The 14,611-nt window shown below is 44.1% G+C and carries 13 protein-coding genes; all 13 read right to left on the bottom strand.

Going from position 1 to position 14,611, the window contains the following annotated elements; genetic code table 11:
- Positions 1–6: 6 nt before the first annotated feature.
- The 13 genes from IGI86_RS05270 to IGI86_RS05210 all read right to left on the bottom strand — a co-directional run bounded on the left by IGI86_RS05270 (position 7) and on the right by IGI86_RS05210 (position 14,609).
- Positions 7–564, bottom strand: a complete 558-nt coding sequence (locus IGI86_RS05270) for a YpiB family protein (protein WP_194199415.1) — start codon at positions 562–564, stop codon at positions 7–9.
- 9 nt (positions 565–573) lie between these two features.
- Entirely contained in the window at positions 574–1,833 is a 1,260-nt protein-coding gene (locus IGI86_RS05265; RefSeq protein WP_194199414.1) for a tetratricopeptide repeat protein, read from the bottom strand.
- The gene (locus IGI86_RS05260) at positions 1,834–2,883 is read right to left on the bottom strand and encodes a hypothetical protein (RefSeq protein ID WP_430617784.1); all 1,050 of its coding nucleotides are present in this window, start codon (positions 2,881–2,883) and stop codon (positions 1,834–1,836) included.
- Positions 2,884–3,050: 167 nt separating this feature from the next.
- Positions 3,051–4,304, bottom strand: a complete 1,254-nt coding sequence (gene ilvA / locus IGI86_RS05255) for a threonine ammonia-lyase IlvA (protein WP_034878691.1) — start codon at positions 4,302–4,304, stop codon at positions 3,051–3,053.
- Between the two features lie 11 nt (positions 4,305–4,315).
- Positions 4,316–5,305, bottom strand: coding sequence for a ketol-acid reductoisomerase (gene ilvC, locus IGI86_RS05250; protein ID WP_005237076.1), 990 nt, complete (start codon positions 5,303–5,305; stop codon positions 4,316–4,318).
- A 50-nt stretch (positions 5,306–5,355) separates the two neighbouring features.
- Complete coding sequence (gene ilvN / locus IGI86_RS05245; RefSeq protein WP_005229349.1) at positions 5,356–5,832, bottom strand: acetolactate synthase small subunit; 477 nt, start codon at positions 5,830–5,832, stop codon at positions 5,356–5,358.
- A gap of 4 nt (positions 5,833–5,836) precedes the next feature.
- Positions 5,837–7,537 carry a biosynthetic-type acetolactate synthase large subunit gene (ilvB, locus tag IGI86_RS05240; protein WP_086316991.1) on the bottom strand — a complete coding sequence of 567 codons (1,701 nt, stop codon included), beginning with the start codon at positions 7,535–7,537 and terminating at the stop codon, positions 5,837–5,839.
- Between the two features lie 2 nt (positions 7,538–7,539).
- Positions 7,540–9,228, bottom strand: coding sequence for a dihydroxy-acid dehydratase (ilvD, locus tag IGI86_RS05235; RefSeq protein ID WP_008381045.1), 1,689 nt, complete (start codon positions 9,226–9,228; stop codon positions 7,540–7,542).
- A gap of 567 nt (positions 9,229–9,795) precedes the next feature.
- Entirely contained in the window at positions 9,796–10,071 is a 276-nt protein-coding gene (locus IGI86_RS05230) for an HU family DNA-binding protein (protein WP_003126821.1), read from the bottom strand.
- 234 nt (positions 10,072–10,305) lie between these two features.
- Entirely contained in the window at positions 10,306–11,616 is a 1,311-nt protein-coding gene (gene der, locus IGI86_RS05225; protein ID WP_005237082.1) for a ribosome biogenesis GTPase Der, read from the bottom strand.
- Between the two features lie 163 nt (positions 11,617–11,779).
- Positions 11,780–12,994: a 30S ribosomal protein S1 gene (rpsA, locus tag IGI86_RS05220; RefSeq protein ID WP_005229333.1), complete on the bottom strand. Its 1,215-nt coding sequence runs from the start codon at positions 12,992–12,994 to the stop codon at positions 11,780–11,782.
- 212 nt (positions 12,995–13,206) lie between these two features.
- Positions 13,207–13,878: a (d)CMP kinase gene (gene cmk, locus IGI86_RS05215; protein ID WP_244733328.1), complete on the bottom strand. Its 672-nt coding sequence runs from the start codon at positions 13,876–13,878 to the stop codon at positions 13,207–13,209.
- A gap of 104 nt (positions 13,879–13,982) precedes the next feature.
- Positions 13,983–14,609, bottom strand: a complete 627-nt coding sequence (locus IGI86_RS05210; protein WP_005237087.1) for an SAG1386/EF1546 family surface-associated protein — start codon at positions 14,607–14,609, stop codon at positions 13,983–13,985.
- Between the last annotated feature and the right edge of the window lie 2 nt (positions 14,610–14,611).

Genomic DNA, 14,611 nt, shown 5'->3' with positions numbered 1-14,611 from the left:
TATTTGTCAGCGGCTTTCTTCTTTTTGTTGGAGCAAGTGCCGATTTACTTCATCGGAAAGTTCTAAGAAGGCATCACGATCCCCATTTTCCAATGCTAGATCGATCTGCCGATACAAGGTATCAATTTTGGTTTTTGCTTCTTCTTTTTCAAGGTACTGGGTAACATATTGGGTCATTTCTTGATCCAAGTGGTCGTTCCAACGTTCATAAGGATTGTCTTCTAAAACTGCTAAATAAAAGGATTGCGACCAAGAATCTGGAAAGAGACATTCAAGATACAAGGGTTGTTTCCAATTCATGCGAATCTCGTGAAAAATCTGATCAATGTCATAAAAGGTCTGTCCTTCGATACTCAAGACAAAGGGTTCGCCTCCAACTTCCGTACTGCGGACACTTAAGCCCCGTTTGGCTGCGGCTGCCCCTTCTACAAAATGAACATTGGCCAAGATCGCTTCATGGTTCGCCAGATAGTTTAACACCCAAGAGACTTCTCGGCGGCTGAAGGAAACGGTCGAAACTAACCAATTAAGAAACTTTTTCTTTTCTTGTACATTGATGTTCATTTCTCTCACCTATCTTTCTAATAAGTCCTCCACGATCGACTGTACTTCTAAATCACCTGGTTCGTGTGCCAAATAATGTTGTAGCAAATGAAGAGCTTCAGGTAAACGCCCTTCTTCACGTAAGAAAATGCCGTATTCCTTCATAAACGCCGGTTCATGGTGCAAATCAGCATTGGCTTCTTCGTAATATTTTGCTGCTTTGTCAAAATCTTCTAACGCATTGAAGGCTTGCGCTAGATTCCATAAAGCGTGAGGCTGTTCATTGTCTTCCATTCGCTCGATCGCCAAGATCGCTTCTTGCCAACGCTCTTCATTCAAGTATAAATTACTTAAAGTCAGTAATGTATCCTCTTCTTTTTCACCAGTTTCCAGTGCTTTAAGTAAAAATGACTCGGCTGCTTCACTGTCATGAAGTCGGTAAGCATTCTCGGCAGCAAAATGATAGAAATCCACTTGATATGGATCTTCATGAATCCCTTCTTCGATCACACGTTGCGCTTCTTCCAGCTGTTCTTCTTCTTGCAATGCTTCAGCCAAATAAAGATACAAGGCCCGGTATTGGGGATTCATGACCCGCAACTGCTGCAAGTAGCGAATCGCTTGTTCATTTTCCTTCAGCTGCAAATAGACTAAAGCCGTTTGAAAGAGACGCTCGTCCGTCTGTTCGTCTTCTAAGCTTGCTTCAAAATATTCCAACGCCTCTTCAAACTTACCTGCCATACTCAATGACGTTCCGGTCCGTTCAACGATCGAAATCCCCGAAATATCCGTAATATCTTCTTCCAGCAATCCTTGATAAAGGTCAACAGCTTCTTGATAGCGATCCGTTGAAAAAGCTAACTCAGCTAAGGCAAAACGAATCAAGGGTTCCTCTGGCACAAGGCTTTGCGCTTCTTTTAATTTGGCTTCGCTGACTTCCGGAATACCGATCAGTTGATAGAGATCCGCACTCAATAACAAGGCTTGCAGATAAGCTTCACTCGTTGGTAGTATTTGATCGATATAAGTGAAGGCTGTTTCAATCTGGTCTTCTTCCATCGCAATTTCCGCTAAAGGAAGCAGCAAAGCTTCATTTTCAGGATGCCGCTGCTGCAAGGTTTCAAATAACGTTTTCGCCTCTTCTAAAAAACCGATCTGCAGTAATTCATCGCCTAAAGCGCCAAGTGTCTCATCATCATCTTTTTGCAGTGCTTCGTTAAAATTCAATTGTGCTTCAGCCAACTCTTCTGCGGCTAGTGCTTTTAACATTTTTTCACTATAAGTTTCCATTTAGACCCCTCGAATCTCATTGATTAATCGCTGATAAGTCTCCATCGTTTGGACAAGATCTTTCTCCTCGATTTCCGTTCTGCCCCCTATTGTACCAACTTTTGCCAAAAATAACAGTTTTTTTTCTTTTTGCTGCAATTCTAGTACACGGCTGAAATATTCGCTTAAGGAAAAAGACTCGGGCAATTCGATAGGAAAGCCTAATCGTGCAAGCCATTGGCAAAATACTGGCAGATCGACAGTCAACTGCTGCTGCTGGACTGTCCACATAAAATGAAACAAAAAGCCAAAGAACAATTTCATCGCATCAGACAGCAAGTGACCATTTTCTGTTTGATAAGCAGCATCGGCAAAGAGTTGCCCAAACTCCTCTAATTCGCGTCCCGACTGCTGATACAATTGGATCAGCTGATTGGTATAAGCTGCCAACGAGTGTCTCATCAATGCCTGATGACTGGGGTACGTTCGATAAAGTTCCTTTAAAAAATCGCTATCGGCAAGCACGCCACAACGAATCAGAGTCAAAAAATCGACCAATTTCCCATCGATCTGTTTTTCTGCGATCGTCTGATCGTAAATAACAAATTCGGGTGTATTAGGATTTTCCAGCATCGGGATATCTGGCTTTTTCACAACGATCGCTGTTTCTTTCACACTTTTAGCTAAGGCCCGCAAGGAAACGGGAATCAGCCAAAGCTGTGTCGTCAGAACCGACGTCGCGTGGATAAAGCTGCTCAATGCCAACACGCCTTCATTCCCAAACCCGACGATCAGCAGCGGCTCTTGTTTTGAAAAGCGGCCGAAGAAATCCATTGCAGCTTTAAACTCGGTAAAGTTGTTGCAATACATTTGGTTGGTACAAATATACCAATTGACCTCGCGCGGCAAAAACAGGCGGGTTACTTTTTCTGAAAAGCGGTCATAATAACGCTGATTCGTCAAAATGATCACCTGCTGCGGCTCGATCGACTGTCCTTTCATGACCGATGCCAATGTTTCCCCGTAAGAAATCTGGGTTTCTTGCTCATTTCTGTAAAAAACAGCTTCCATCGGCTCACTCCTTTGTTGCTACTACTTACTATTATAGCAAGAAGCCGCTGAAACACCTACTAAATCGCTAACCATTAGGAAGTATTTTCGCCGATTTGTCCCATGATTCTATGCCAAAAAGCAAAAAACATGGTTTCCTGTATTACAAAGGAAACCATGTTTTTTTTCTAAACCAAAAGCGAGTAAAGTGATTGATTTTGCTGAAGGTTGATGTAGCCTTGATCAAACTGTTCAATTCGTGACAGTAATGCGGGTAGATCGTTTTTTTGTTTCAACAAGATTCCCAGCATTACTGGTCCTGTTCCACGATTGATTTTTTTCGTATATTCAAACCTCGTGATATCATCATCAGGCCCTAATACATGGCTAACAAATTCCTTCAACGCACCGGGACGTTGTGGGAAATTGACGATAAAATAATGTTTCAATCCTTGATAAATCAGTGATTTCTCTTCGATCTCTGCCATGCGGGAACTATCATTGTTACCACCACTCACAATACAGACGACCGTCTTGCCTTTGATTTGCTCTTTGATCTCATCCAGGGCTGCCACGCTCAAGGCACCAGCTGGTTCAGCGACGATCGCTTGTTTGCTGTATAATTCTAGAATCGTTTGGCAGATTGCACCTTCTTCCACCGTTACCAATTGATCCACATAGCGTTTGGCATGGGCATAGGTCTGAGCTCCGACTTGTTTGACTGCCGCACCATCGACAAAGGTTTCAATATGCTCTAAAGCCACCGGTCCTTGGTGATCAAAGGCTGCTTGCATCGAGGCGGCCCCTACAGGTTCTGCTCCAACAACTTTTATATTTGGCTGCTTTTCTTTCAAATAGGCTGCGGTCCCGCTGATCAAACCACCGCCACCAATGGCAGCCACCACTAAATCGATCGATACTTGTTTTTTTTCAGCATCCGCCAACATTTCCACGGCTACTGTTCCTTGTCCTGCGATAATATTGGGATCATCAAAAGGAGCAATGAAAGCCATTTGCTTTTCTTTTGCAAATTGTTTGGCAGCCTGCGCCGCCGCATCAAAGGTATCTCCCACCAATTCGATTTTGACGTAGTCGCCGCCGAAAAAGAGAACTTGCGCGACTTTTTGTTGCGGCGTCGTTGTTGGCATGAAAATGACCGCATGGATCTGCTGTTCTTGGCAGGTATAAGCAACGCCTTGGGCATGATTTCCGGCACTGGCACAGACGACGCCACGACTGGTCTGCACAGGATCTGCTTGGGTGATCGCATAGTAGGCACCTCGTAATTTGAAGGAGCGGACTTTTTGCAAGTCCTCTCGCTTCAACAAAACCGTCGCTTGGTATTTTTCAGATAAAAAGCGATCATACTGCAGCGGTGTATGACTAACTGCTCCCCGCAGTCGTTCATATGCTTGTTCGATTGCAGAAACTGTCACCAACAAACGCGCCACCTCTAATCTTTCGCAACAAACGGCATCATTTTCCGTAACTCGCTGCCGACTTTTTCAATTTGATGGTTGCTGTTTTCTTCACGCATTTTATAGAATTCAGGGAAGCCATTTTGATTGTCTTCAATGAATCCTTTCGCGAATTGACCATTTTGGATATCTGTCAATACGGCTTTCATGTTTTCTTTGGCTTGTGCGGTGATCACCCGAGCACCGGAAACGTAGTCGCCATACTCTGCCGTATTCGAGATCGAATGGCGCATTTTTTTGAATCCTCCTTCATAAATCAAGTCAACGATCAGTTTCAATTCATGACAAACTTCAAAATACGCCAATTCCGGTTGGTACCCGGCTTCTACCAATGTTTCAAAGCCAGCTTCGATCATGCTGGTCAAACCGCCACAAAGTACGGCTTGTTCCCCGAAAAGATCGGTCTCGGTCTCTTCTTTAAAGGTCGTTTCCAAAACGCCGACCCGTGTGGCACCAATGCCTTTTGCATAAGATAAAGCTGTCGCTTGTGCGTTGCCAGTCGCATCTTGATAGACTGCAAATAAGGCTGGCACCGCAAACCCTTCGGTAAAGGTTCGACGCACCAAGTGGCCCGGTCCTTTAGGCGCAACTAGGAACACATCCACCTCTTCTGGCGGCGCGATCACATCAAAATGAATATTAAAACCATGCGCAAATGCTAATGCATTGCCGGCAGAAAGATTCGGTTCGATCTCATTTTTATACAACGATCCTTGGATCTCATCGGGTGCCAAGATCATGACTACGTCCGCTTTTTGAGTGGCTTCGGCTACTGGAAAGACTTCAAATCCGTCGTTTCTTGCAGCTTCTGCTGACTTTCCTTCACGAATGCCGATAAAGACTTCATGACCTGTGTCCCGTAAATTTTGCGCATGAGCGTGCCCTTGAGAGCCGTAGCCGACGATCGCAATCTTCTTGTCTCCTAGATTATCTGTAACTTCCTCGTTGTAATATACTTTTACCATACTTGTTTCCTCCGAATTCTTTCTTTATTTTAAGCAATTCAAAATTGCACTTACCCTCTTGTAAAGCCAGTGACACCCGTTCGTGCCAACTGTTTGATCCCGTAGGGACGCAAAACTTCGATGCATGCTTCTACCTTTTTCGTATCACCGGCAACTTGCACAACGATCGTTTTCAGTGCGACATCGACAATGTGCGCTCGAAACGGATCAATCACTGCTTGGATCTCCGAGCGGCTAGTGGTTGGTGCATTGACTTTGATCAGCACCAGCTCTCGTTCGATATGAGGAACTTCTGTAATATCAGAAACCTTCAAGACATCTATTTGTTTATTTAAATGCTTGGTCACTTGTTCTGTTTCTGCCAAATCGTTCACGTTGACAATGATCGTCATTCGTGAAAACTCTGGCCGTTCCGTTGTGCCGACAGAAATACTCTCGATATTGACCTGCCGGCGGTTTAAGACACTCGTGATGCGGCTCAAAACACCTGCTTCATTATGGACGATTGCTGCTAATACCCGTTTCATCCCCTTAGACCCCCATCATTTCATGATTGGCTTTCCCCGGTGGGATCATCGGCAACACATGCTCTGAGGGCGAGACCATTACTTCGATCAGTTGCGGCCCCGTATGTGCAAAAGCTTCCGCTAGCATAGCAGAAAGCTGAGTGGGTTCATCGATCCGACAGCCTTCGATGCCATAAGCTTGTGCTAGTTTAACAAAATCAGGTTGCTGTGCAAAAACAGAGGCAGAGCGTCGTTTGCCATGAAATGTTTCTTGCCATTGGCGGACCATTCCTAACGAACGATTATTCAACAAAACAAATTTGACATTCAAGCCATACTCATTCAAAATAGCAAATTCCTGGTTTGTCATTTGGAACCCGCCATCGCCAACAAACACCACGACCATTTTTTCTGGATGAGCAAATTGGACGCCAATTCCCGCAGGGATACCATAGCCCATCGTGCCTAGTCCGCCACTGGTGATCAACTGCTTAGGAAAGCGAAACGGATAATACTGCGCGACCCACATTTGATGCTGCCCAACATCGGTGATGACGTAAGCCTCTCCTTTGGTCAAACGCCCTACTTCTTCGATGACTTTTTGCGGTTTGATTTCTTGTGCTTGAGTGCGATCATAGCGATAAGGTTTTTCCGTCTTCCGTGTTTGGCATAGATCCGACCAGGCAGACCACGTTCCTCTAGTTGGCGGATACCGTAGCATCTGTTGCAAAGCAGCCTTGGCATCGCCGACGATTGGGATCTTTGTCTCTACAATCTTGCCAATCTCCACCGGGTCGATGTCGATATGAGCAACGATGGCCTGCTTGCCGAACTGACTGCCGGCAGTCGCTAAGCGATCATCGAAGCGAGAGCCGATATTGATAATCAAATCGGCTTCTGATAAAGCCATGTTCGCCGCATACGTTCCATGCATACCGCCCATGCCCAAGAAAAATTGATGATCATTTGGCAGTAAGCCTAAGCCGAGCAACGTTGTGACTGTCGGCAACTTGTACTTGGCAATAAATGCATTTAATTCAGCCGCAGCTTCAGCCGCGATCACGCCTGCACCAGCCAGTACCACTGGTCGCTGTGCTTTTTCTAAAACGTGCATCAATTTTTCAATTTGCAGACGGGAAGGCTCTGCATTCGGTTGATAACTTTTCCTTGTGATCGGCAATGAGCAGGTTTCAGCGGTTTCTTGCAATGTAATATCTTTCGGAAGGTCGATCACAACAGGTCCCTTACGCCCAGTTGAAGCGATGTGAAAGGCTTCAGCGATCACTTTCGGTAAGTCATCCACACAACGGACTTGGTAATTGTGTTTCGTGATCGGCAACGTGATACCTAGAATATCCGCTTCTTGAAAAGCGTCTTTGCCAATTCCTGGTACGGCCACTTGCCCCGTGATAACCACCAACGGTACGGAATCGCTCATAGCATCGGCAATGCCCGTGACGACATTCGTAGCACCTGGACCACTTGTCACTAAAACGACCCCAACATTGCCAGTAGCTTTGGCATAGCCTTCAGCGGCGTGGATCGCGCCTTGCTCGTGACGCGTCAAAATATTCGGAATCGCTGCATCATATAATTGGTCATATAACGGTAAGACGGCGCCACCCGGGTAGCCAAAGATCATTTCGACGCCTTGCTCTTGCAAGCTGTCCACTAACACTTGCGCGCCAGTCCTTAGATGCGATGCTTGATAGTCGATGTTTTCCATTGCTACTCCTCCTCATCAGGTACTCGCATAATCCCGCCCGTATTCGCAGAGGTCACTAAAGCGGTATAACGTGCAAGCCATCCTTTTTTTACTTTTGAACGAAACTTCGGTCGTTCTTGCGCACGCTTGGCAAGCTCTTCTTCTGAAACTTGCAGATTTAGCGTTCGATTTGGCAAATCAATAATGATCTCATCGCCATCGTTGACTAGTCCTAATGGACCACCGGCTGCAGCTTCCGGAGAAATATGTCCAACTGCGATCCCCCGCGTCGCTCCTGAAAAGCGGCCGTCTGTAATCAAGGCGACATCTTTGCCTAACCCACGACCAACGATACTTGAGGTAGGCGCCAGCATTTCCGGCATTCCCGGCCCCCCTTTCGGGCCTTCATAGCGGATCACTACAACATGTCCTTTTTGTACGGTATGATTGTCGATTGCTGCGACTGCTTCATCATGAGAATCAAAACAGATCGCTTTCCCTTTGAACACTTGGACACTTGGATCGACCCCGCCAACTTTGATGACACTGCCTTCTGGGGCGATGTTTCCGTACAAGATCGATAGACCGCCAACTGGACTATACGGGTTTTCTTTCGGATGGATGACTTCTTCGTTGTGGATCTTCGCTTCAGCGACATTTTCTCGTAACGTCTTACCGGTAACAGTCGGTCGATCGGGATGAATCGCTCCTTCGATATCACATAGCTCCCGAATGATTGCTGAAACCCCACCGGCTTCATGGACATCATGCATCGAATAGGCTGATGATGGCGCGATTTTTGAGAGATAAGGCACTCTTTTAGCGATTTCATTGACCCGTCTTAAGTCATAATCGATCTCTGCTTCATTGGCGATCGCTAAGGTATGCAGCACTGTGTTGGTGGAACCCCCCATCGCCATGTCTAAAGCGAAGGCATCATCGATAGCTTCTTTGGTCACGATGTCTCGAGGTTTCACTTGTTTTTCAACAAGATCCATCAACTTAAAGGCGGCTTGTCTAACTAGTTCTCGTCGTTCTTCAGACACGGCGAGGATCGTACCATTGCCTGGCATTGCCAATCCTAAGATTTCTAAGAGGCAATTCATCGAATTGGCAGTAAACATCCCTGCGCAGGAGCCGCAAGTCGGACAGGCATTTTGTTCCATAAACTCAAAATCTTCTTTTGTCATATTACCCGTCTTGTACGTCCCAACGGCTTCAAACATGGAAGATAAGGTTATTTGATGTCCCCGAGGATCAATGCCGGCTTTCATAGGACCGCCGGAACAAAAAATTCCTGGTACGTTGGTCCGCATGGCTGCTAAGATCATGCCAGGAGTGATCTTGTCACAATTTGGGATATAAAATACGCCGTCAAACCAGTGGGCATTGATGACGGTTTCTGCAGAATCAGCGATCAATTCTCGGCTAGGTAGCGAATATCGCATACCGATATGTCCCATCGCAATGCCATCATCTACGCCGATTGTATTGAACTCGAAAGGGATGCCGCCAGCTTCACGAATCGCTTCTTTTGCGATATCTGCTAACTCCCGTAAATGCACATGCCCAGGCACGATATCGATATAGGAATTACATATCGCAATAAATGGCTTGTTCATATCATGGATATTTTTAACTTGTCCTGTGGCATAGAGCAGACTCCTAGCTGGCGCTGCATCGATCCCTTTTTTAATTTGATCACTTCTCACACTCATCATCTCCTGCATTTTGGAATAAAAAAAAGCATCCCGGTTATAAAAAACTGGGATGCTTTGCCAGAATCCCATTTTACTTACGCAAATAGGACTCAAACAAACGGATAATTTTTGCTTCCGTGTTCTAAGTCCTGGTATCAATAATAATGACTAATAAATATTGATTAAAATTACGCATAGAAAATGGCTCCTTCATTAGAAATAGTAACGTTCTTGTAATTGTTTACCAATATACCCTTTGCAAAATCACTTGTCAACGAATTTTCTGAATTTTTTTTCAATAATGACAATTCCAAGGAACCCTTTCTCACATCAGATGTCATTTAATCGCTTGCTTCTTTTGATAAGAATCACTTTTAAATCACCTTTATTCTTGCTTGAGAATTAAAGTGTGCCAGCAACCCTTGTTTTTTTTAGACCAAAAGAAAAACAAAAAATATTTTTGAATTTTCTGACAATAATAACCGTTTCTTTTCCCATTCGATCCGCCTGCATAGTGGCAGTTCCTAGTTAGACAAAAGAAAAAACCCTTGATTACTCAAGGGTTTCTACAAGACTCAATTATTTCACTGCGTCTTTAAGAGCTTTACCTGGTTTGAATGCAGGTACTTTGCTAGCAGGGATCTTGATTTCTTCACCAGTTTGTGGGTTGCGTCCTTTGCGTTCTGCACGAGAACGAACTTCAAAGTTACCAAAGCCGATCAATTGAACTTTTTCACCGTTAGCTAAAGCGTCTTGAATTGTTGAGAATACAGCGTCTACTGCTGCAGTTGCGTCTTTCTTAGTTAAGTCAGTAGCTGCTGCAACTTTTTCGATTAATTCTGCTTTATTTGCCATGGATGGTTTCACCTCCTGATATTTTTTTTGATGTCATGCATCAACAAAAATCTTGAGTGGTCCAAGGTTTTTGTCAAATATTGATTACCATCAATATTCTGATATAACGTTATCATAAGAACCTTGTAATATCAAGGATTTTAACGTTTTTAGGGGGTTTTTTTTTGGTTTTTTCCCATTTTTCTAGAAAAGGACAGATTTCTTTGTAAAAAGAAACAAAGTATGATAAAATCTCTATTTTCTTCTGCGTGGAATGATCCGAATCGGCGTTCCTTCAAAAGTGAATGCCTTGCGGATTTGATTTTCTAAGAAACGCGCATAAGAGAAATGCATCAGTTCTTCTTCGTTGACAAAAATAACAAAAGTTGGCGGTTTGACAGCCACTTGCGTCGCATAAAAAATCTTCAAACGTTTGCCTTTGTCTGTTGGTGTTGGGTTGATCGCCACCGCATCCATAATGACGTCATTCAACAACGCAGATGGAATACGCATGTTTTGATTCATGCTGACTTCTTCGATCAACTGCGGCAACTTATTCAAGCGCTGTTTCGTCACTGCGGAAACGAAAATGATTGGTGCATAATCCAAATATTGGAATTCATCTCTGATTTCTTCTTCAAAATCACGCATCGTATTCGTTTCTTTTTTCAATGTATCCCATTTATTGACAACGATAATGATTCCACGGCCTGCTTCATGGGCATAGCCAGCGATCCGTTTGTCTTGCTCGCGAATTCCTTCTTCGGCGTTCAAGACCATCAAGACGACGTCTGAGCGTTCAATGGCCCGCATTGCTCGCATGACACTGTATTTTTCAGTAGATTCGTAGACCTTCCCTTTTTTACGCATGCCGGCGGTATCGATCATGGTAAATTCTTGACCGCTTTCGCTGGTAAAATGGGTATCGATCGCATCACGAGTCGTTCCTTCGATATCTGAAACAATTACTCGCTCTTCTCCAAGAATCGCATTGATCAAAGAGGATTTCCCGACGTTGGGTCGACCAATCAAACTAAACTTGATGATGGAATCGTCTTCTTCTTCCGCTTCATTGGTAAAGTGTTTGACTGCTTCATCTAGGACATCACCGATCCCTAATCCATGACTTCCTGAGATTGGGTATGGATCGCCCAGACCTAAACCATAAAATTCATAGATATCGTTGCGCATCTCGGGATTATCAACTTTGTTGACCGCTAAAATCACGGGTTTGTTGCTTTTGTATAACAAACGAGCCACAAGCTCGTCAGCATCTGTTACTCCTTCACGAGCACTCGTAATAAAAACAATGACATCTGCTTCATCGATGGCGATTTCTGCTTGATGCTTGATTTGATCCATAAACGGCTCATCACTTAAATCGATCCCACCAGTATCGATTACGCTAAACTCACGGCCTAGCCATTCACCAGTGGCATAAATACGATCTCTGGTCACTCCTGGAGTATCCTCAACGATCGAAATTCGTTCTCCAGCTATCCGGTTGAAAATGGTCGATTTCCCCACATTCGGACGTCCAACGATCGCTATTGTTGGATTTGACATTTTTTACCCTCCATTTAAAAAAGCAGTCCTTGTACGCTGCTTCTTGTATTCAATCTTACTTAGTTTACCTAAAGCCATGGAAAGTTGCAAGCTTTCTCGGCAAACAAAAAATCAGCTTATAACAAATTCAAACATCGAATCGTTATAAGCTGATGGCATACAATTACTCTTCGTCGCTGTCTTTTAAGGCATCGCCTAAGATATCACCCATGGTAAACCCAGTTGATTCTTCTGGCAATTGATAATCATCCTCTGAAACTTCTTGTGTTTCATTGGTATTTTCTGCTTTTTCTAATGCTTTGATACTTAATGCGATTCGGTGTTCTGAAGGGTTCACTTCGAGCACTTTCACTTGCACTTCATCGCCTTCTTGTAAGACTTCATGTGGTGTCGCAATGTGTTTATGGGAGATTTGTGAAATATGGATCAGCCCTTCAACACCTGGGAAGACTTCCACAAACGCACCGAAGCTTGTCAAACGTTTAACAGTCCCAGTTAAGACACTGCCAACAGCCGCTTGCTCTTCAATATTGGTCCAAGGTCCAGGCAATGTGTCTTTGATTGAAAGAGACACACGTTCTTTGTCTGCATCAACAGATAAGATACGGACGTTGACGGTATCTCCAACAGACAAAACGTCACTCGGTTTGCCAACATGCCCATGTGAAATTTCAGAGACATGGACAAGTCCATCGATGCCGCCTAGGTCCACGAAGGCACCAAAGTCAGTCAAACGAGCTACTTTTCCTTCTACTTCTTGTCCTTCATATAAATCAGCTAGTAAAGCTTCTTTTTGTTTTGCTTTTTCTGCTTCAACAACAGCTTTATGAGAAAGGATCAAGCGGTTTTCAGAAGGCTCGATCTCAACGATTTTAAAGGTCAATGTTTTCCCTTTGTAATCTTCAAAATCCGCAACAAAATGATCTTCGACCATTGATGCTGGAACAAACCCACGAACCCCTACGTCAACCACTAATCCGCCTTTAACGACGTTGGTGACTGGTGCTTCGATGATTTTTCCTTCTTGGAAATCTTTTTCGATATCTTCCCAAACTTTTTTCGCATCTAAGCGACGTTTAGAAAGGAGATAGCTGCCATTTTCTTTGTCTTTCCCAATTGCTGAAATCACAACTAATTCTAAGACATCCCCTACCTTGACTGCTTCGTTGATGTCTTCAACAGGTAAAGTCGATAATTCTTTTGCAGGAACAACGCCTTCGACACCGGCGCCTTCGATCCCTACGATCGCTTGTTTATCCTCAATGGCCAATACCTCGCCTTTAACGATATCTCCAACTTTTACTTCTTGGAAATTGTCTAAAGCGGCTTCCATTGATTCATTTCCACTCTCAACCTGATTATTTTCAAATTCTGTCATCTCTCATGTCCTCCTAACCAACAATTCTGCAATAATTGCACTACATCTTTTAGTTTAAAATAGAATGAAAAAAAAATAAAGCGATTTCTCTTATTTTCCTAAAAAACTACGGTTTTTTCGTTGAAAAAGTCTTTTCACGTCTGTTTTCTTGCTTGCTTTCATCTTTTTCGTAGGAAAAATAAAAAAACAATGGGGAACACCCATTGTTTTCGCTAGTCGATCTTTTCTTGGATCGTTTTTTTGATCGCTTCTACGACTTGCTCGATTGTTAAACCGGAGGTGTCAATTCGAACGGCATCTGTTGCTTGTTTCAAAGGGGAGACTTCCCGATGAGAATCCAAGTAATCTCTTTGCTGAATCTCTTCTTTTAAAGTTTCATAATCGGTACCGATCCCTTTTTGCTGATTTTCTTTGAAACGGCGCTGCGCCCGTTCTTCCACACTTGCTACCAGAAAAATCTTGACTTCTGCTTGTGGTAAAACCGCCGTACCAATATCGCGGCCATCCATCACGACACCGCCATCTTTAGCGATCATCTGCTGTTGTTGGACTAGTTTTTCGCGGATCGCAGGGTATGCCGATACCTTCGAAACTGCGTTGGTTACTTCTGGCTGACGGATCGCTTCTGTGACTTGCTCTCCTCCTGCAAAGACCTCTTGACCGTGTTCAGTCGGTTCAAAAGTGATGGAGTATTGATCGATCAAAGCAGCGATCGCCGCTTCATCCTCTAATGAACAGCCGCTTTTTAAGGCCAAATACGTGATGCTGCGGTACATGGCCCCGGTATCTGTATAAATAAACCCTAAATCATTGGCGATGATTTTTGCCACGGTACTTTTCCCAGATGACGCCGGACCATCAATAGCGATGTTGATTTTTTTCATTTTTCTTACTCCTCGTTTCCCAACGATGTGTATTCTTCATCGTTTCTGCTTATCGTTCACCTTGGCTTCTTCCTACCAAGAAAAAAAACCGCCAAAGCGGTTTTTTATTTAATTCGTAATGTGTCGCCAGGGTATAGCATGTAGTTGTTTGGATCAATCCCATTTAATTGATATAGGGTTTCAACTGAGATGCCTGTACGGGCTGCCACTTGTTCAGGACCTTCACCTGCTTGCACCGTCGTGTATTCCTCGGTACCAGTCGCTCCTTGCCCTTGATTATTTTGCGTAGTGTCTTGCCCTGCATTGTTTTCCTGTTGAGCCGGCTCACTACTACTTGATGGCGTTGTTGAAGCTGGTGCAGAACTGCTACTGCTTGATGAAGAACTTGATTCACTTGTTGACGAACTCGTTTCACTTGTCGATTCAGCAGTTGATGATTCCGTTGTTGATGACTCAGTTGTCGAAGATTCTGTCGTACTTTCTACTGTACTGCTCGAACTTGCTGCGGTCGGGGCATCACTGTTATGATTCAACACCCAAATACCGGCACCAACCGGAATTGCCACGATCAAGAAAAGCAAAACTAAAACGATCGTCAAAAAGAGTGAATTCCCACGCTTTTGTTTTCTTTGTTGGGATCTTGATGCAGAATCATCGTATTCTGTATCATAGATTGGTTGTTCCCACGGTTCTTGATTTTCTGAATTGTAGTCATTGTCTTTCTTGCTCACTC

The sequence above is a fragment of the Enterococcus sp. AZ188 genome (genome assembly GCF_050544075.1).
In the GTDB taxonomy this organism is placed as follows: Bacteria; Bacillota; Bacilli; order Lactobacillales; family Enterococcaceae; genus Enterococcus_D; species Enterococcus_D entomosocium.
This window is presented reverse-complemented; position numbering and strand designations above follow the sequence as displayed.